Origin of the sequence: Indolivaga capnocytophagoides DSM 22835 (assembly GCF_000426485.1) — a bacterium.
Lineage (GTDB): Bacteria > Bacteroidota > Bacteroidia > Bacteroidales > Dysgonomonadaceae > Dysgonomonas_A > Dysgonomonas_A capnocytophagoides.
Genome location: NZ_AUFL01000009.1, coordinates 106,233 through 125,502, shown reverse-complemented (window position 1 = coordinate 125,502; position 19,270 = coordinate 106,233). Strand labels below are relative to the sequence as shown.

Genomic DNA, 19,270 nt, shown 5'->3' with positions numbered 1-19,270 from the left:
ATTTGATTTAATTTATGTGTTTCTTCTTAAAAAATGGCTTAGAATAGGTTTTCTTATAACAGCACGCCTTTAAAGTTGAGTTCGATATAACTTATTTATGCTGTCGTGTTTCCGAATGAAAAAAGACAAGGGTTTCATATCCTTAACCGGAAATGGTTAAGAGTACTTTTTTTCATAATAATAACTGTATTAAGTTTTCTTTCGAGTTAAGGTGTTAATTACCCAGAGTTTATAGTTAGTGCACTTTTATCTTTTCAACTCCAGATAACAATATTTATTCTCTAGTTTATAATTAATATTTCCGACGACTTTTTCTATGACAGTCATAACTTCATCCAAAGATGCATTCTTTCTGAATGAGAAATTATAAGTGTCTTTGTTAAAGAGGTTTTCTTCTTGATATTTAAAGGTTATAGGATATTTACGTTCCAAAAGATTTAAGATTTGCGATAATGTCAGATCCCGTATTACAATTTCGCTTCTCTGCCATGCTGTGATATTTTCAATATCAACTTCTTTTTGCAAACTGATACTGTTGTTTTCCTTATCATAGATAAATTGATTTCCGGGTTCTAATATGTATCCGTTATCAGCCTTGTGATTGTCGTTTTCAACTAAAACACTTCCTGATAATAATGTAACCGAAGTCTGCATATCGGAAGCATACGACTCCACATTAAACTCAGTTCCCAATGCCGTTACCTGAAAATTGGATGTTTTAACGATAAAAGGCTTCTTCTTATTTTTCTTTACTTTAAAATTGGCTTCTCCGATTAAGAATACACTTCTGGTATTTCCTGTAAATTCATGAGGATACAGAAGAACTGTCTCTGAGTTTAATTCAACGGTTGATCCATCAGGCAGGGTGATAGTTTGCAATTCCGAATTAGGAACATAACTCTCTACTAAATCCTGAGAATCTTTGTGCTCCGAAAGTAAGAGAAATACAGATGTTACAGCTATGATGAAAAATACAGCTGCGGCTGCCTGCCAAATATGCATAGACAAAGATCGCTTAGAGGACTCTTGATGTAAGCCTAACCTTTTCTCTACAGAATGAAGTGCTTCTTTAGTTTCATCAGAAGAAAAACCGGCTTCGGGCAGAGACTCCCACAAAGACCACAAAGCCTTTTCTTTTTCATCCTCGTTTTCGGGAGTTATCAGCCATTGCTGAAACTCTCCGATTGATTCCGAAGATTGTTTTTCTTTTCGAAACTTGTTTATTATATGTTGAAAATACTTCATTCTGGTTGGCTTGTTTAATTATAATACGATTAACTCATTTGTGCTACTCAATGGAAACTGAAAAAAAATGCAAAATTCTTATTTTTTGCTGTACTCTAGGTTTTACTATTCTTTCCGGCTCCTTGAATTACACCTTTTAATTCACCCAAAGCAAGGTATATATGCCGTTCTACTGTACGTACTGAAAGGTCTAAGTTCTGAGCAATATCGTTATTTGATTTTCCTTCAAATCTGCTCATTTCAAAAACAAGCCTTCTTTTTTCGGGCATCTGTTTTAAGGCTAGGCTGATTAATAAATGAAGTTCTTTAGCATAAATCTCGGAGTAGGGATCTGTGATATCTAATTCGGAAAGAAGCGAAGTGCTTATGTTTTCTTGGTACCGACGTTCTATTTTTTTATGCCTTATTAAATCAAAAATATGATTTTTGGTTATTGAATACACATAGGGCGAACAGCTTTCAATCCGTCCCATCCAGATATCGGTCTTGTCCCATAGTTTAAGGAAAATTTCCTGAGCAACATCTTTGGCCTCTTCTTCCGACTTTAAAATACTTTCGGCAAAAGCTCTGACTTTCGGATAATAAACCTGAAAAAAGCGATTGAATTCTTTATGTTTTTCTTTACTAGATCTAAAAGACATCTCTAATAAGCTTTAGTATAATTCTACAAATATATTAAATATCATATTTCTATTATTAAAAATGGAAAAAGTAATATTTGTCAGCTACTCTATTAATAACTGTCGGTAGACCATATTGTTTGGTAGACAAATGAAATTTCTATATAGATAATTTATAAAGCTGAAAAAGCGGTCAATAAAATGAGAAGGTTATTTATTATTTAGACTGGGATAAGTAGAAACGAAATTTCAGATATATACACTTGCTTTTCTTGCTGTCTGAGATCTTCTGAAGTGAGAAGTTGAGATAATGTATAATATTACATGTTTTACAGGAATATTACATTTTTTATCTTAAATTCTTTTCAGAATATTGCAAATTTAATAACCTTGACTTATTACTTAAATCAGATTACTATACAAATGAAAAATGTAGGATATTTATTTTTATTTATTTTCCTGTGTTTACCCTATACTGTCACGCAGGGAAAAAGCAGGGAGAAGTATAATTTCAACAGTCAATGGCTGCTCCATGTCGGAGATGTGAATAGTGGAGAAAGTGTTAAATTGAATGACGGAGCATGGAAAAAAGTAACCTTGCCCCATGCCTTTAATGAAGATGAGGCTTTTAAAATTGCGATTGATCAACATACCGATACGATATCGTGGTATCGGAAACATTTCAAACTGCCTAATTCGGATAAAGGCAAAAAAGTTTTTATCGAATTTGAGGGTGTACGGTTCGGCGCAGATTTTTATGTGAACGGAAAACATATAGGCTTTCACGAAAACGGAGTTATGGCAGTCGGGTTTGATATTACCAATTTAATAGAATACGGTAAAGAGAATGTGATAGCAGTCCGTGCCGATAATTCATGGAGATACAAAGAACGTACTACAGGCAGCGGATTTCAGTGGAATGATAAAAATTTTAATGCCAATTATGGGGGAATTCCCAAAAACGTATATCTGCACGTAACCGATAAAGTATATCAGACATTGCCTTTGTTCAGCAATCTGAAAACAACAGGGACATATATTTATGCCCGTGAGATAAATATAAGGGAAAAGAGTGCGACCATATTTGCACAATCTGAGGTCAGAAATGAGTACGATACTCCTAAAACAGTTCGTCTGGAGGCTGTCATAGAAGATATGGACGGAAAGATAATCAAGACTTTTTCGGGTAAGGACGAAACTTTTTCCGGTGGAGAAACAAAAATACTGTCTGTTTCCGATCGGGTGAGCAATCTTCACTTTTGGAGTTGGGGATACGGATATTTATACAATGTATATACTACGCTGTATGTGGACAATAAGCCTGTCGATAAAGTGAAAACACGTACAGGATTTCGTAAAACCCGTTTTGCCGAAGGCATGGTCTGGTTAAATGACCGTGTTTTGCAGATGAAAGGCTATGCCCAGCGTACCAGCAACGAATGGCCGGCTGTGGGGATGTCTGTACCTGCGTGGCTGAGCGATTACAGCAATCACATGGTGGTGGAAGGCAACGGGAATTTGGTTCGGTGGATGCACGTAACACCATGGAAACAAGATGTAGAGTCGTGTGACCGTGTAGGTCTTATTCAGGCTATGCCAGCCGGGGATGCCGAAAAGGATGTAGAGGGGCGTCGTTGGGAACAGCGTGTCGAACTGATGAGAGATGCTATTATTTACAACCGCAATAACCCGAGTGTCTTGTTTTATGAGTCGGGTAATGAGTCTATCAGCGAAGAACATATGGCCGAAATGAAAGCCGTTCGGGATAAATACGATCCATACGGAGGACGGGCTATCGGTTCACGTGAAATGCTGGATAGTAAAATCGCCGAATATGGGGGTGAGATGCTTTATATCAACAAGAGCGGACACATACCGATGTGGGCGACCGAATATTGTCGTGATGAGGCTCTACGTAAATATTGGGACAATTATTCATTCCCATTTCACAAAGATGGGGACGGTTCTACTGAATATAAATCTACAGTAACCAATGCTGTTAAGAAATTGGCGGATGCAAGTGCTTATAACCGCAATCAGGATTCGTTTACAAAAGAATTGGTTACCCGTTGGTGGGATTATTTCCGTATACGTCCCGGTACAGGTAAAAGGGTAAGTTCGGGTGGTGCAAAGATTATCTTTTCCGATTCGAATACGCATTACAGAGGAGCCGAAAATTATCGCCGGAGTGGAGTTACGGATGCAATGCGCATACCAAAAGACGGATTCTTTGCTCATCAGGTAATGTGGGACGGATGGGTTGATATAGAAAACTACCGGACTCATATTGTCGGTCATTGGAATTATACACCGGAGGTAAAGAAAGATGTATATGTGGTATCTGGCGGAGAGCAGGTTGAATTGTTCGTTAATGGAAAATCGAAAGGGTTTGGAGAGCGGAGTGATCATTTTTTCTTCACATTTAAAGATATTCAATGGGAGGCCGGAAAAATAGAGGCCATAAGCTACGATGCAAACAAACGAGCATTAAGCAGAGCCAGCATACAAACAGCCGGACAGCCGGAATCTATAAAATTAAAGTTGATACAAGCTCCCGACGGATTTAAAGCGGATGGAGCCGACTTGGTTATGGTAGAAGTAGAGGTCGTGGATAAAGAAGGACGCCGCTGCCCGTTGGCAAACGATAAGATCAGTTTCGACCTATCCGGAGCAGCCGAATGGAGAGGAGGTATTGCTCAAGGCCCTGATAACTATATCCTGTCGAAAGAACTGCCCGTGGAATGTGGAGTGAACAGAGTATTGATCCGTTCGACAACCAAAAGCGGAAATATTCAGTTAAAGGCGTCAGCAAATGGATTGAAAGGGGATGTCCTTACATTTAAATCAGTGCCTTTCATTCAGAAAGACGGTCTTTCGGATTATATAAGCGGAGAGCATCAGCCAAGTAATTTATCGAGAGGAGAGGTTTTAGGAGGAGAATCGTTTCAGGTTTCCCGTAAGACAGTTGATATAATAGATGCTATAACAGATACCAATCAGGATAAAGTGCGGAACAGTTTTGATGACAATGAATTATCCGAGTGGAGTAACGATGGCAAACTGAATAGCGGATGGATTACTTACGAATTGGAGCGTGACGCTGATATCTCAGAAATAGAATTGAAACTGACCGGCTGGCGTATGCGAAGTTATCCGATCCAGATATTTATCGATGGCAAAGAAGTCTTTAACGGTGAAACACCCAAAAGTCTGGGGTATATTTCGATTCCTGTAACTCCGACAAGAGGACGTTTTATTAAAATCCAATTGATAGGGCAAAGTACCGACAATGATGCGTTTGGAGGTATTGTTGAAATTACCGGAAAGATAGAACTCGATTTGTACAAAGATCCGAATGCCGCCGATGCTAAAGGACAGCTTCGAATTGTAGAGATCGATGTATATGAGAACGTAAAATAAGATCTGTATTAATTACTTAATAAGAATATAAATAATAAATTCTGCTATCTGCAATGTTTATCTTTGCAATAGCAGAATCTTGTTAAATAATAGCAAGTCTTTTTTGTTTTCAATCTGTGAGTAGTTGGAAATATATATGAAACCTTAATCTATACTTTATGAGAAAACAAGTCCTTATAATATTTCTTTTTTGTTTCCCGATAATAGCGATGCAAAGTACTAATCCGGTGAAAGTAATAATTACAGCCGGTCAGTCAAATACCGATGGCAGAATACTCAATACCGATTTACCCGCATATATAGCTGAAATACCGGGGCAGGAATATCAATATTGCAAATGGAATCTTGGTAGTACAACGGCAACTGTAAGAGGAACATTAGTCCCTTTTTGGCCGGCTATCCGTAATGATGATAATCCTTCTCGATGGGCTTATGATGCTGTAACCTATTATTGGCTGGAAAAGGCTCTGAAAGAAGATTTTTATGTCATTAAATGGTCTCATGGCGGAACAGCGATAGATACGTCGGCTGTTTCTACCAATAAATATTATTGGAATGCCGATCCAAACTGGTTGGCACGAAATACATCTACCGCTATTGGTGGAAAATCTTTACTGCTTTCGTTCGAAGAGAGCATCTCTGCAGCAATTGACAGTACATTATCGAAATTGGACAGGAATTATGAGATTGTTGCCTTCCTATGGCATCAGGGAGAAAGTGACCGAAATACGGGTGATCATTATTATTCGAATCTGAAGATGATGTTAAACCATATCCGGAGTTTTCTTGTTGAAAAGACCGGAAATAGTAATTATCGTAGTCTACCGTTTATTTACGGAACGGTATCCCGTAAAAACAAGCAGTATAGTGAAATGGTCGAGAAGGCGATGTATCAGTTAGCTGCAGAAGATAAGAATTGTTATGTTATAGACATGTCAGAGGGAGAGTTGCAAAAAGATCAATTACATTTTACTCGAAAATCAGCTGAATTTCTTGGAATAAAAATGTATAATGTATTAGTCGATTTGGGTGTAACGGGAACTGAAGGGCAAAAAATCGATGAAATATACTGAATGCCATGCGGATAAAAAAAATATTATTAATCGTTTGTGTCTTTTTATTGTTCGATGGTTATGGGTTAGCTCAGAATACCATCCGTATAGCTAAATATAAAGGAGACCGTATATGTGCTGTCAGCTATACTTTTGATGATGGGTTAGAAGAACACTATACATTGGTTTATCCGGTTTTGGAAAAGTATGGGATAAAAGGTACTTTCTGTATTTCCGGCAGTAAGATTGAAAATAGAGTATTGCAACGAGGAATGCCTCCTGTAACATGGGCTCAATTGAGGGAAATGAGCGACAATGGGCATGAGATATCAAATCATGGATGGTCGCATCAGAATCTTACAAAATTGACAAATGAGGAGATCAACTCTGAAATAGAAAAAAATGATAGTATTATATATGAAAAGACCGGGCTGAGGCCCTATACTTTCTGCTATCCCGGTAATGCGAAAAACCATATGGTAATAGCTTTGGCTTCCCTCAATAGGGTGGCGACACGTGTCGAACAGAGGTCTGTCGGTTCTAAATCGACACCCGAAGATTTGGAGAATTGGATCAGAATATTGAAGAATAAACAAGCATGGGGGATTGGCATGACTCATGGTATAACTTATGGATATGACCCTTTCAGCGACCCTTCGGTTTTATCGGATCATTTGCAAAAGGTAAAAGACATGCAAGACTCTCTCTGGATTGGCACTTTTCGCGAGATTGCGGCTTATATAAAAGAGCGGGATAGTCTAAAACTGCATATAATAAAGGATACTTCTGCAGAATTGAATATTTTTCCTGAATTGTCTTTAGATAAAAGGTTATTTTCTGACAGTCTTACTATAGTGATTGACCAATCAGATATAAAGCATGCAGATATCAGGCAAAACGAGCGGAAACTTAATTATAAAATAGACAAGGATAAGTTATTGTTTGATTTTGATCCGCACGGAGGAATGATTCAGATAAAAAAGAATACTTATTAATGTCCTTGCTGATTACTTGATATAGATTTTATCTATAGATTATTCAGATCAGACTTTGATATTAAAGTCTGTCCTGATATTTCAATGAAAGATACATGGTAACCACTTTGTGACAAAAGGATAATGAAAAACCGCATAGTATATAGATGTATAATACTAGAGCCGGTTATGAACTTTAATCTGATTAATGAGCATAAAATAGTTATATTTGTTTTTAATAAGGTCTCAGACCTATTTATTAAAACAGGAAATTCGTTTGCGGTTTTTGTGTAGAGCCCACAGAGGTTTTTACCTTTTTTTATCTATAGAGAAAGAAGTTATAATTTACTTCCGCCCTTTGGGTAGTTATAAGTTATAAGAGAAAAAAGTATCATCTGATAGAATACAATTTGGATGTAACTTTTGTTACCTTTTTTCTTTGGGTGAAAATTGAAAACAGAGTTTATAATAAGTAACAGAAAGTATTTAAAGACGAGTTTTAAAGCGATGACCAGCTGTTGCTGTTATGCTTGAAAGGTCAATAAATAGGTCTGTGGCCTTAAAAGAAGCTGTACCCGAAAAGGTCTCGTCTGAAAAGTGAACACAACGCTTGTTACTTTTGTTACCTTTTGCGTTAAGCTGCTATTTATAGCTGCATTAGAAAACAGAAAAATAACTAATATCAATGAGTTCAAATCAGGAGAATGCATCCCGATGGCTGGGCAAAAAGATTGCGGAGGCCAAAGGTGCATATATTTCAGCTTCGGCATTTACTATTTTAAGCGCAGGCTGTTTTGTCATTTTTTGCTGGTACTTATCCGAATTCGCAGCTTCGTGGCTGAACGAAGGAGTGATTTTGCCTAATACTCTGTTATTTGCATTGTTATTCCTTACCGGAAGATACCTCCTGGCTCATTTTGCTTCGTTGTTCAATTATAATGCAGGGAATATTATTGTTTCCAAAATAAAAAAGGAACTTTACCCCATATTACTCAATAACAGTAAACAAGATTCTGTGTCGAGCACTTTACTTGTTACCAGAGTCAGTGATGACCTCAAACCATTCTATGCTTTTTTTATCCCCTATGCGATGGCTTCGGTTATGGTCAGTTCATTTTTATTGGTGATCTGCTTTTGGGTGGAAAAATGGGTTGCTCTAGCACTCATGGTTTCACTGGTGGTTATTCCTATGCAGATGATTGTTATCGGTTTAGGGGCAGAATCGCTTCATAAGAAACATATCAACCTTTTCTTAAAATATTCGGCTGTATTTTATAACAGATTGCAAACCATTGCTGAAATTGTCAATCTGGATAATTTAAAACCTCAATACAGTTTTTTATCGAAAAAAAGTAAAGAGTTGAACAATGCAACTACTAATGTGATGAGAGTTGCTATTTTATCGTCAGCCGTACTTGAATTATTTGTCACTATTTGTATAGCCTTTATTGCCATTTATTTGGGAATGAGTCTTCTTGGAATTATGACAGGGCCTAATTATGGAAAAGGGTATGATTTTAGGATGGCTTTGTTTCTTTTGACTCTGGCTCCTTATTTCTTTTTTTATCTGAGGAAGTTTGTGAGTGCCTATCATGATAGGAATAAGGCTCTTGCATCAGCAAAACTAATAATCCCGATTCTGAATGATGCTGTTCGTCTGCAGCATTCGGATACAGATGAAGCTCTTCGTGATTTTGAAATAAACGGCTTGAATTTTGCTTATCCCGATTCTCCGGTAAAAGTCCTGCATAATATCAATCTGAAACTACCAACTAAAGGTTTGGTTCTGGTAAAAGGTATTTCAGGCTCAGGAAAATCGACTCTGTTGAAACTCTGTACAGGAAGTTTATTTGCTCAGGAAGGTTCGATTTCGGTAAACGGAAAAAGCAATGAATGGTCTCATCAATGGCTGAGGGTGAACTCTTCGTACATGAATCAGTTTCCCTTCATATTTGATGGAACGCTGAGATATAATGTTTTCCTCGATCTTAATAATACTTCGGAAGATGTTTATCCTGAGTTTTTAGATAAAATTCTTGCTAAAAAAGAAGATCGCTGGCAGGCTCAACTGAGTCATAATGGAAAACAGCTGTCGGGAGGAGAAAAGCAATTAGTGACTCTTGCCCGTATGATGCTGCATCCAAGACCAATAGCTATTCTGGATGAGCCTACGGCAAATCTGGATGAAGATACAATTGGAATAATCATTCCGCAGATCATGAAGCTGGCTGAAAATAAATTGGTAATTGTCGCCTCGCATGAGAAAATGTTCGATGCGGTTGCAGATTCAATTATAAACTTAAATTGGGGAGAGCAGATGCAATATGAATAAGTTTATTGTAAAATATATATTCAAGCCATTAGAAGGCAGATGGCTGAGAGGAGGTTTTTTATTGTTGCTCTGGACAATTGCATTCATAGCCCTGCCCGCTATATCCGGATGGTTTCTGGCAATCTGTAGTGTGGTATTTATAACTGCAAATACATTGTTCCCTTATTTGGTACCTTCTGCTGTTATCAGATTACTTGCATTGTTACGTACAGCTACGAGATATTTTGAACGGCTTGAAAATCATAAGACCACGCTCGATGCTCAGCAAAGCCTGCAATTGAGAGTCTTTAAATCCGTTGCAAATTTTCCTTATTTCAAAAAACAGGTTAATAATAACTCGGCATTGCTTGAAAATAGCACGTATGGTATAGATCAGATTCTGAATCATATTCTTTTGTGGATTCTACCGTTTGCCACTCTGATAATTTCACTAAGTATCTACTTTTTCTTTCTGATTGTATTTTCTCATGTTATAGCTTTAGAGTTCTTAGTTTCATCAGCTATACTGCTGTTTATAGTGCCTCAGTTGATTTTCAGAAAAAACAGGACGTTATATGAAAAACTGAAATCGCAGCGAGAAGAGAATAATCAGGAACTTATTCAAAGTTTCAGAGGACGTATAGAGATTTCCAAATATAATATGGAAGGAAAAGCTATCGGTCAATACGAGCAAAGACTATTGAGCCTCGAACGATTAGAGAATAAATTACAGACTAATTCCTTCACACTTCAGCTTATTGCGGGATTGGGAGTCAGCTATATTGCTGCGTTCCTTCTTTGGGATTCGAGTAATTACAGTGTTAGTGCCCCAATGGCAATCGGGATTTTTTTCGGAATTATGGCTCAGGCAGAATTAGCCGAAATGCTCTTTTCGGGAAAGTCTGAAAAAAGCTCAGTCAGAAATCAGATTAAGGATCTTGATTCGATAATTGAGCAAGGCGATCAGCCTGTTGACAGTGTACGAGTAGCTTCCCGTCTTGAATCTGTAAGTTTAAAAAATATAAGTGCAAAAATTCCGGAAACGCATATAGAAACAGCAGAAATTTCATTGGATATAAAGAAAGGTGATTGGATTGCTCTTTATGGCGAAACCGGGAAAGGAAAGACTACTTTGTTGAATAGCCTTTTTTATCCAGAGTACAGAAAGAATGGCTTGCTGATATGGAATGGAGATACTGAATTGAGACATCTGCCTGTTCCCGAATGTATCTATGTAACCCAGAAGGCTTATCTGCTTACCGGAACATTGCGTGAAAATTTCGAAGGCTATTCTGATGATGACATAGAAGAAGCCTTGCAAATAGTCGATTTGGAAAGCTGGCGTTTGTCTCTTCCCGATGGTCTATCCACTTGGCTGGGTGAAAACGGTGAAACCTTGAGCGGTGGGCAGCGTAAAAAGTTGTTATTGGCACAGGCTCTCCTGAAAAAGCCTCAGTTATTGGTGGTGGATGAACCGACAGCCGGGATAAGTTCAGAAAATGCAATTGCCATTTTTGAGAATATCAAGAGCAAGTATCCTGATGTGTCCATTCTGATGGCTACTCATCTCAAAGATTTTGAGAGTGTAGTAGATCGAATTATTAATCTTTAGTTATAGAAAGTCTTTAAAGAAGCATATATTTATGTCTATAAAAAATATTCGTTTGGAAGTTATGCGCTTCCTTGAAAAAAATGTCGATACTTTTATCGAGCAATATTTAGTTCCGATTGAAAAAATCTGGCAGCCAAGTGATTATTTACCTAATTCACAGAAAGAAACTTTCTTTGAAGATGTCAAGGAGTTACGCGAACTGGCTAAAGAACTGCCTTATGATTTTTGGGTGGTATTGGTTGGTGATACCATTACCGAAGAAGCCTTGCCTACGTACGAGTCATGGCTAATGGAGGTTGAAGGTGTTGATAATATGGAACGTAATGGCTGGTCGAGATGGGTAAGGCATTGGACAAGTGAGGAAAACCGGCATGGAGATTTGTTGAACAAATATTTATATCTGTCGGGGAGGGTAAATATGAGAGAAATTGAAATAACAACCCAGCACCTTATAAGTGATGGCTTTGATATAGGCACAGGGCGAGATCCATATAAAAATTTCGTATATACAAGTTTTCAGGAGTTGGCGACATTTATTTCTCATAGCCGTGTTGCCGAATTGGCAAAAAAAATAGGAGATGATAAATTATCCCGGATGTGTAAGAGGATTGCCAGTGACGAGATGAGGCATCATTATGCATACAGTGAGTTTGTGAAGAATATATTCGAAGTAGACCCAAGTGAAATGATGCTTGCTTTCCAGTATATGATGAAACAGAAAGTAGTTATGCCTGCGCATTTTCTAAGAGAATCGGGTCAAAAAATAAGCAGTGCGTTCGAGCATTTTTCTAATGCCGCTCAACGAATGGGTGTTTACACGGCCTCCGATTATGTTGATATTATGCAGAAGCTTATCGATAAATGGCAGATTGACAAATTGTCGGGATTGACTGACGAGGCTGAACGTGCCCGTGATTTTCTGATGAAATTACCTTCACGAATGGCTAAGATTTCCGAACGATTGACAGTTCCTGTTGATTCTTATATCTTTAAATGGGTACAACCTGCGGTGAAGTAAGACATAATAGGAGGGAATTTGTTATATATTACTAAATTCCCTCCTAATTGCTTTTTTCAGATTATTCGATACTGTTCAACAGATCGGTTTTGCCTTCATTTACAAGTTTCAGGATAAGTTCACCGAACAAGGTGTTCTGCCAAGCAAACCACGAACGGGTAAACTTCTCAGGGTTATCTTTGTTGAATGATTCGTGAATGAAACCTGTGCCTGCATCAGTATCCATTACCATTTTGATACAAGCTTTTATTTCTTCATCATCCTGACTGGTAAATGCTTTCATCATTAAACTCATCGGCCATACCATGTCATATCCGATGTGAGGTCCTCCGATACCTTCTCCTGCTTTACCTTTGAAAAAGTAAGGGTTGTCAAGGCTCCACACGTACTTACGGGTATTTTGGTATATTGGGTCATTTACAGACACATCACCCAAATATGGCATAGCCAGCAAACTGGGGACATTGGCATCATCCATCAAAAATTTAGTACCGAAACCATCCACTTCATAAGCATAGATTGTTCCGTATTTAGGATGTTCATAGGTCGCATGCTCTTTTAAGGCTGATTCTACTTCATTTGCAAGATCAGTACATTCTTGAGCCAACTTTGTATCTTTATTGACTTTAGTCAGTATTTCGGCTGCTTTACGTAATGATGTAACTGCAAAAAAGTTAGAGGGTACAAGGTACAATAATGTTGTAGCATCATCAGAGGGGCGGAATGCCGAAGCGATAAGACCAACCGGTTTTACAGGAGCTCCCCATCCGTCGTTTATCATTGTGTCTGTGGCTTTTTCTGCACGACGTTGAAATCTGTATGGGCCAAGATTATCTTTACGTTGTTGTTCTTTGAATGTCTTCAGTACATTCTTTATTGCGCTCATCCAAATATCATCGAATACACTGGTGTCACCCGTTACAGTCCAATAGTAATATGCCAGACGCAGCGGATAGCAAAGGGAATCTATTTCCCACTTGCGTTCATGCAGTTCAGGTTTCATATCTGTTTGGTCTGTCTGCCATTGATGATCAGGATTGGGATCATGAGGATCAAGAAATGCGTTGGCGTAAGGATCTATAACAATACATTTAAATTGACGGCGAATTGTTCCTGCGAGCATCTTTCTCAGTTTTTCGTCTTTAGTTGCCAGCTGAACGTAAGGCCAGACCTGAGCTCCGGAATCCCGCAGCCACATAGCATGAATATCACCCGTATATACAACAGTATCATCCTTACCGTCTATCGTATAATACCGAACGGTAGTATCCAATGTATTCGGGAAACAGTTTTCGAACATCCATGCCAGTTTTCTATTTGTTATAACTTTTTTGATTCGTTCTATTTCTTTTTCTACTGCATTCGATTTAAATAAACGTTCTCCCGGTGCAGGTCTGTTTGTTACGGAGTAATCGGGAATAACCTCTTCCGCCATTTTTCTTGATACTGCTGTATTATCACTTGGATGCACTTTTATATCCATAGAGGCAAACGTGTTTCCTCCTGAAAGAAGCATAAGAGCCAAAGCATAAATGCTGACATGTTTTTTTTTCATATTTTACTTATTTGAGTATTTGTTGGTATTCAATCTTATTTGGTGTTTTTTATCTCAGCCAGCCGTCCATAGAATTCTACAAATGCGGCTTGTGTCAGCAACCATTTTTTGTCGTCTTTTTTCTCTCCTGTCCAATCGGTGCTGAATAAGCCTTTTTCGTCACGCATATGAGTCCATGCGTATTCGAGGTTTTTACGGAACGCATTGATGTATACATCATTTTTGTCCAGATTATATAATTCGATATAGCCTCGGAACATTACAGCTATAAACCAGACATCGCTTTTCTTCAATAATCTGAATTCTTCTCCATCGGATGTTTTAAAATCCGTAAAGAAATAGTTATAACCTGATTTGGCTATATTCTGAGCATCTGTCAGATAGTCTTTGTTTTTGGTCAGTTTATATAGTAAAGCCGAAGCCTGGAGCATTTGTCCGCTGTTGTATGGATATTTAGCTTTGTCGACCTTACCTTCCATATTAATATTATCGAAGTACAAATAATCTTCGGTATCCTGAAGGTTTTTTTTCGTCCATTCATATAGCTTTTTTCCCTGATAAAAATAGCTGCTGTCATTTGTTGCTTCAAACAGTTTCAAGGCGTATACTGCTCCCGGAGCATTCGAGCATGTATTCTTTCCGGATTTCTTTTGTTCGCACCAATAAATACCTCCGCCCAGTTTGTCATCGGTTCCGCTTTCGATAAATTTCCATATCATTTTTGCTTTGTCGAGGTATGATTGTTGTTTGGTCTGCATATAGATATCGGTAAAATCAATTCCTAACCATACATTGTCATCATAAAAACGATCCGATTCGGAAGCCAAATTTATGTACGAAGCATATGCTGCTGGTTGTCTTTTTGTATCTAAGTACTCTTCAAGTCCCGGTAGAACTCTGTTATCCAATACCTTTTTATTATAGACTGTGTCTCCGGCTGCAATTAATACATTTATAGCGGAAAATGTTCCTGAATACGGCCATAAATACGAGTATGCATTAGGTACATTTGCTTGTTCCGCAGATGCCAGATAAGTAGCTGTATGAGCCGAATCGAGAGGGTAGGTTTCCCTGAGTAGATTAGAGCCTTCTACCGAATAATACTTATACAAAGAATCTAGTGTTTGCTGAGCTCTTAACCGATCCGTATTTTCTTCATGAACTGATTTTGTTGCACAAGCCACAGATAGAAATAGAAATAGAAGCGGAAATATTCTGTTTGCTTTATTCATGTCCGATGTTTGATTTAAGTTATTATAAAAATATTAAGTAACAATAAGTACTTTACTTATCGTAGCGTCACTGACTGTTACGTACATAACGTAGTTCAACGGGATAGCTGTTCGTCTTTTTCAGGGAAGAATAGAGAAGATGTTGTCAATCTCTCTATTCTTCTTTACATTAGAAGTAATTACTTCTGAGATGTATTCCATTTTTCATATGCGGCTTTGGCTTCTATGAGCATACATCCGCTGGCCTGTGACGTTAGTTGGGTAAAGCTAACTGGTGCAGAATCCCAAGAAGTTCCAAATAGCAAGTTATCATCATAAGTCCCCTTTTTATATACACCCGAAGACCAAAGTTCATATGCATTATTATTAAAGAAGGTGATAAACTTATGCTTATAAGCATCATCAAGGTCATTTACTTTGATAAGCTCAAAAAAGTAACGCATAAATATACCTTTAAATAAACCATTATCGCCACTTCCTTCATCTCTTAATACATTACTGCTCGAATTAATCAGGGTTGAAATTGTATAGTTGGCAGCTTTTTTTGCATCATTCAAATATATAATCTCTTTTGTCAAATTATACAGTTCGACTCCGGCTCCTACATAAGTTCCCTGATTGTAGGTGAGAGCCGTACCGGAAACTGTTCCGGTTTCGACATTGATATTATCCTTAACTTCTCCTGTCGAAGAATTTACCAGAGTTTGCTTCTCCCAGTCATATATTTTTTTTGCCCATTCGAGATCGGATTCGTCATTGGTTATCTGATACATCCGGGCTCCGATAATAGCTGCCGGCCCGTTGGAACAAGCATTCTTCGTAAATGCTTCCCATGATCCTGTGCACCATCTGATACCGCCGCCTACGTCTTCAGACCAAGCATCTTTAATCCATGTCCATAATTGTTTGGCTGTATCAAGATACTTTTCATCTTTAGTCGCATTATAAATCCGAATCATAGTCAATGCATTCCATTCCATATCGTCTACATATGCATTCTTATAAGTATTGCCGTTTTTTATTTTGATTCCGGCTAACCACTTATCGAAGTAAGCACTGTATTTACTGTCTCCTGTACGCAGATAGGCATCCACCAGTACGTCTATTGCATGGGCATTGGGCCAATAGTGAAAAGTCAAATCTTTACTGTCATTTCCATAATTGAAGTAATTATCGGTTTCATTCCAAAATTTATTGATCAGGGCAGTTGACGAACTATCAGCTGCAGCATTCCAGTCGTATTCTATCTGGCTTCCGTAGGAATATTCATCTTTAGGATCATTACAAGATGATAACGCCATAACAGCCAAAGCTATGCTGCCGAATATTATATTTTTCATAGGCTTCATGTTCTATTTATATCTCAGAAAGTATGACCCTGATTAAGAAACAGGGTCATTACTCCTGATTATTATTCATTTTTTATCAAAGAGAAACTTCGTGAGTATAGGTATCCCCTGTCATTTTAACAGTGAGAGTTACGGTTTTACCATTGAAATCATTTGCAAATTTCCATTTATGATCCCATTGAGAAACCGAAGTGTATATCGCTAGATTGTAATAACTGGCTGTTCCGGAAGGTTTTCCGTCTTCTCCGGCATTAGCCGGTCCCCAATCTTCCAATGCTTCAACACCTTTTAAATCTTTGGTTATTACTCTGAACTTGTATCGTTCGTCTCCTCCCCATGATTCAACTTTGAAGTTTACAGGTCCTGCACCTTTCCATACACCTTTACCTTCGTAAGAAAGTTTCCACTCGGTTTTATTCGTAGGACAGAACCAATAACCAACCTCTTCTATCTTAACAGGACTTGATGCCGAAGCAGACCCGAAGTCAATTTTTATACGATAAATACCATCTAATGTATTGGCTACGGCATCCGATCCTTCTTTCAGTTTGCTATTTTCGTCAATATAATATGAAGCAGGACTTCCTGATTTAGAGTCAACGAATGTATATGACGCACCTGATACTAATTTTACATAGATTTCGTATTCTCCATCACCTATACGATGCAAAGGCAATGCATTAGCCAAATCGCTGCCGGCCTCTGTTCCGGCTCCTGTAATATAAACTTGACCCGGATCTTCAAGCCCTTCTATTCTTGTAACAGTTAAGGAACTACTCATTTTACTTATTTTGGGATTGATACCTCTCGAGGAGGCTACAGTCCATGAAAGAGTTATTGTTTCCCCGGGTTCGGCTCCTGCCAAAGCTGCAACTTTGTTCAGAATCTTATGAGAAATATCTGCGCCATTAGAATATCCGTTGAGATCTGATGATAAGATATACAGAGGACTTGAAAAATCACCTCCGGCTTTGTCAAAGTAAACTTCGTATAAAGCGGCTCCACCATCTTGAGCTAATGCCGGTTCCCAAGAAAAATAAAGAGATCCGCTTGATGTTAGATTTATGGCTTTACCATCTGTCGGCTCATATAATTTGGTAACTTCCGACACTTCTGCATTTTTAAATTCCATGTCATCGCTTCCGCAGGCTGTCATTAGTATTAAAAGAGGAAGCAGTATACATATCTTATTAAATATCTTCTTCATGATAATTATGTTTTTCTGTTTAGTTGTCTTTATTTTAGATTTATTATTCCGAATATCCGGAATTGTTAGGCTTTAAATTCGGATTTTTAACTATTTCCTCAAGAGGTACCGACCATAGATAATCTTTACCCTCATTGAACTTTCGTCCATCCAATGAGATAAAAGCCGTATTGTTATTTGCAAATTTTGCTCCGTGTACTGTCCCATTCAGGTATTTGGTTCCTTCTTTCCATCGAACGATGTCGTAGTAACGTAAACCTTCAAAAACTAATTCGGTACGGCGTTCGCGATGAATCAACTCACGCATCTCTGTCGTTGATAGAGTTGAAGGATAAGTTAGTGCACTTGCAGCTGTAAATCCTGCACGTTCACGTATTTTGCGGATTGTTTCATTCCAAACGGACTGGCTCATTTTATTTTGTTCAAACATGGCTTCTGCATACATTAATAGTACATCTGCATAACGGAACATGATTATATTATTTTCCTGAGCGTAATCAGACAAAATTTTTCTTGATGCCGGATCGTAATATTTGCGGATGTAGTATCCTGTTACAGATTTATTAGAAGTAACACCTTCCCAAGAGTCTTTTGTACCTGTACCATAGGCTGTACGTATTGTGGAAACGGTACCATTTTGGTCAACCCATTTAAATCCATCATAAACCACACTTGCTGTAAAACGAGGATCTCTGTTTACATAAGGGAACTCTGCACTGTAAGCCGGGTCTTTACTGATTGTATATCCGTTTACAGTAAGATAATCATCGACCAATTCTTGAACAGGGGCGCAAGAATTTAAAAATGCCCCTTGAGTCATAGGTACACGTGAATACATTTCTGCCCAAGACCGATTTGCTGTAGCATAACCGTAATCAAGTATCACTTCTTTATTGTATTTATTCTCGGAGCGGAACAGGGTTTCATAGTCGGCAAAGAGATCATAAGTACCATAGGTGCCTTGTTCGTTGATCAGCATGCTTGTATATTTTTCGACCATTGCCCAATTATTTTCATACAGATATGCACGAGCCTGAAAAGCTACTGCCGCTGCATTAGTTATTCGTCCCTTGTTTGTTGCTCCATCTTTTGTCGGCAGCAGTTTGATTATATCATCCAATTCATCATGAACGAAAGTGAGTACCGTTGCTTTTGGTGTACGGGATATGACCTTGGCTTCTGATAAAGAAATGTCTTGAGTGAAGAACGGAATATCTCCATAGAAATAAGCCAAGCGGAAGAACAAGAATGCTCTGATAAACCTGATTTCGGCTTTTCTTGTATCTCTCAGGCTTGTACTCATATCAGGAACACGATCAATATTCTCAAGGTATTTGTGACAAGTTTTTATTCCTTCGTAAGCCCATTTCCATTCACTTGCAAATAATCCTAAAGAAGGCGTAGCCAATCCATTACGGATCTTACGGGGATCATTATCATCTCTGGCTTGAATAACATTATCACTCAAAGCCTCATCATTCCAGAGCTTAGAGGCTCCGTACATTTGGCTGTATGCCATATTCACCAACAGTTCGGAGTTGTCGGCCGATTGCCAGTATGTATCATCAGTATGCTTATCCGATGGGCTCTGATCCAAGTCATTACATGCGGCAAGCAAAAGAGATCCGATACATAAAGCCATATATTTTATTATGTGTTTTCTTTTCATCTTTGT

General features: G+C 38.1%; 13 protein-coding genes. 6 read left to right on the top strand and 7 right to left on the bottom strand.

Annotated features, from left to right (window positions below):
• Positions 1-246: 246 nt before the first annotated feature.
• Positions 247-1,245, bottom strand: a complete 999-nt coding sequence (locus tag K322_RS0104680) for a FecR family protein (RefSeq protein ID WP_026625839.1) — start codon at positions 1,243-1,245, stop codon at positions 247-249.
• Positions 1,246-1,340: 95 nt separating this feature from the next.
• A complete protein-coding gene (locus K322_RS0104675) occupies positions 1,341-1,886 on the bottom strand; it encodes an RNA polymerase sigma-70 factor (protein ID WP_026625838.1) in 546 nt (181 codons plus the stop codon).
• 402 nt (positions 1,887-2,288) lie between these two features.
• Between K322_RS0104675 and K322_RS0104670 the strand changes: the two genes are divergently transcribed.
• The 6 genes from K322_RS0104670 (at position 2,289) to K322_RS0104645 (ending at position 12,252) form a co-directional block, all read left to right on the top strand.
• Complete coding sequence (locus K322_RS0104670; RefSeq protein WP_026625837.1) at positions 2,289-5,285, top strand: sugar-binding domain-containing protein; 2,997 nt, start codon at positions 2,289-2,291, stop codon at positions 5,283-5,285.
• A 158-nt stretch (positions 5,286-5,443) separates the two neighbouring features.
• On the top strand, positions 5,444-6,358 hold the full coding sequence (locus K322_RS0104665) for a sialate O-acetylesterase (protein ID WP_026625836.1): 915 nt from the start codon (positions 5,444-5,446) through the stop codon (positions 6,356-6,358).
• A gap of 5 nt (positions 6,359-6,363) precedes the next feature.
• Positions 6,364-7,332, top strand: a complete 969-nt coding sequence (locus K322_RS18575) for a polysaccharide deacetylase family protein (RefSeq protein ID WP_051290638.1) — start codon at positions 6,364-6,366, stop codon at positions 7,330-7,332.
• A gap of 664 nt (positions 7,333-7,996) precedes the next feature.
• Positions 7,997-9,643 carry an ATP-binding cassette domain-containing protein gene (locus K322_RS0104655; RefSeq protein ID WP_026625835.1) on the top strand — a complete coding sequence of 549 codons (1,647 nt, stop codon included), beginning with the start codon at positions 7,997-7,999 and terminating at the stop codon, positions 9,641-9,643.
• Entirely contained in the window at positions 9,636-11,234 is a 1,599-nt protein-coding gene (locus K322_RS0104650; RefSeq protein ID WP_026625834.1) for an ATP-binding cassette domain-containing protein, read from the top strand. The genes K322_RS0104655 and K322_RS0104650 overlap by 8 nt, the downstream gene beginning before the upstream one ends.
• A 31-nt stretch (positions 11,235-11,265) precedes the next feature.
• The gene (locus K322_RS0104645; RefSeq protein WP_026625833.1) at positions 11,266-12,252 is read left to right on the top strand and encodes an acyl-ACP desaturase; all 987 of its coding nucleotides are present in this window, start codon (positions 11,266-11,268) and stop codon (positions 12,250-12,252) included.
• A 61-nt stretch (positions 12,253-12,313) separates the two neighbouring features.
• Here K322_RS0104645 and K322_RS0104640 read toward each other — a convergent pair whose 3' ends face one another.
• The 5 genes from K322_RS0104640 to K322_RS0104620 form a co-directional block, all read right to left on the bottom strand.
• Positions 12,314-13,807, bottom strand: a complete 1,494-nt coding sequence (locus K322_RS0104640) for a glycoside hydrolase family 125 protein (protein ID WP_026625832.1) — start codon at positions 13,805-13,807, stop codon at positions 12,314-12,316.
• Positions 13,808-13,842: 35 nt separating this feature from the next.
• Positions 13,843-15,039: a glycoside hydrolase family 76 protein gene (locus K322_RS0104635; protein ID WP_026625831.1), complete on the bottom strand. Its 1,197-nt coding sequence runs from the start codon at positions 15,037-15,039 to the stop codon at positions 13,843-13,845.
• A 179-nt stretch (positions 15,040-15,218) separates the two neighbouring features.
• Positions 15,219-16,379, bottom strand: a complete 1,161-nt coding sequence (locus K322_RS0104630; protein WP_026625830.1) for a glycoside hydrolase family 76 protein — start codon at positions 16,377-16,379, stop codon at positions 15,219-15,221.
• Positions 16,380-16,464: 85 nt separating this feature from the next.
• Positions 16,465-17,595, bottom strand: a complete 1,131-nt coding sequence (locus tag K322_RS0104625; RefSeq protein WP_026625829.1) for a SusE domain-containing protein — start codon at positions 17,593-17,595, stop codon at positions 16,465-16,467.
• Positions 17,596-17,638: 43 nt separating this feature from the next.
• Positions 17,639-19,264 carry a RagB/SusD family nutrient uptake outer membrane protein gene (locus K322_RS0104620; RefSeq protein WP_026625828.1) on the bottom strand — a complete coding sequence of 542 codons (1,626 nt, stop codon included), beginning with the start codon at positions 19,262-19,264 and terminating at the stop codon, positions 17,639-17,641.
• Between the last annotated feature and the right edge of the window lie 6 nt (positions 19,265-19,270).

Coding starts and splice junctions, on each gene's coding strand:
- K322_RS0104680 (WP_026625839.1), bottom strand. CDS start 1,245: ATGAAGTATTTTCAACATATAATAAACAAGTTTCGAAAAGAAAAACAA.
- K322_RS0104675 (WP_026625838.1), bottom strand. CDS start 1,886: ATGTCTTTTAGATCTAGTAAAGAAAAACATAAAGAATTCAATCGCTTT.
- K322_RS0104670 (WP_026625837.1), top strand. CDS start 2,289: ATGAAAAATGTAGGATATTTATTTTTATTTATTTTCCTGTGTTTACCC.
- K322_RS0104665 (WP_026625836.1), top strand. CDS start 5,444: ATGAGAAAACAAGTCCTTATAATATTTCTTTTTTGTTTCCCGATAATA.
- K322_RS18575 (WP_051290638.1), top strand. CDS start 6,364: ATGCGGATAAAAAAAATATTATTAATCGTTTGTGTCTTTTTATTGTTC.
- K322_RS0104655 (WP_026625835.1), top strand. CDS start 7,997: ATGAGTTCAAATCAGGAGAATGCATCCCGATGGCTGGGCAAAAAGATT.
- K322_RS0104650 (WP_026625834.1), top strand. CDS start 9,636: ATGAATAAGTTTATTGTAAAATATATATTCAAGCCATTAGAAGGCAGA.
- K322_RS0104645 (WP_026625833.1), top strand. CDS start 11,266: ATGTCTATAAAAAATATTCGTTTGGAAGTTATGCGCTTCCTTGAAAAA.
- K322_RS0104640 (WP_026625832.1), bottom strand. CDS start 13,807: ATGAAAAAAAAACATGTCAGCATTTATGCTTTGGCTCTTATGCTTCTT.
- K322_RS0104635 (WP_026625831.1), bottom strand. CDS start 15,039: ATGAATAAAGCAAACAGAATATTTCCGCTTCTATTTCTATTTCTATCT.
- K322_RS0104630 (WP_026625830.1), bottom strand. CDS start 16,379: ATGAAAAATATAATATTCGGCAGCATAGCTTTGGCTGTTATGGCGTTA.
- K322_RS0104625 (WP_026625829.1), bottom strand. CDS start 17,595: ATGAAGAAGATATTTAATAAGATATGTATACTGCTTCCTCTTTTAATA.
- K322_RS0104620 (WP_026625828.1), bottom strand. CDS start 19,264: ATGAAAAGAAAACACATAATAAAATATATGGCTTTATGTATCGGATCT.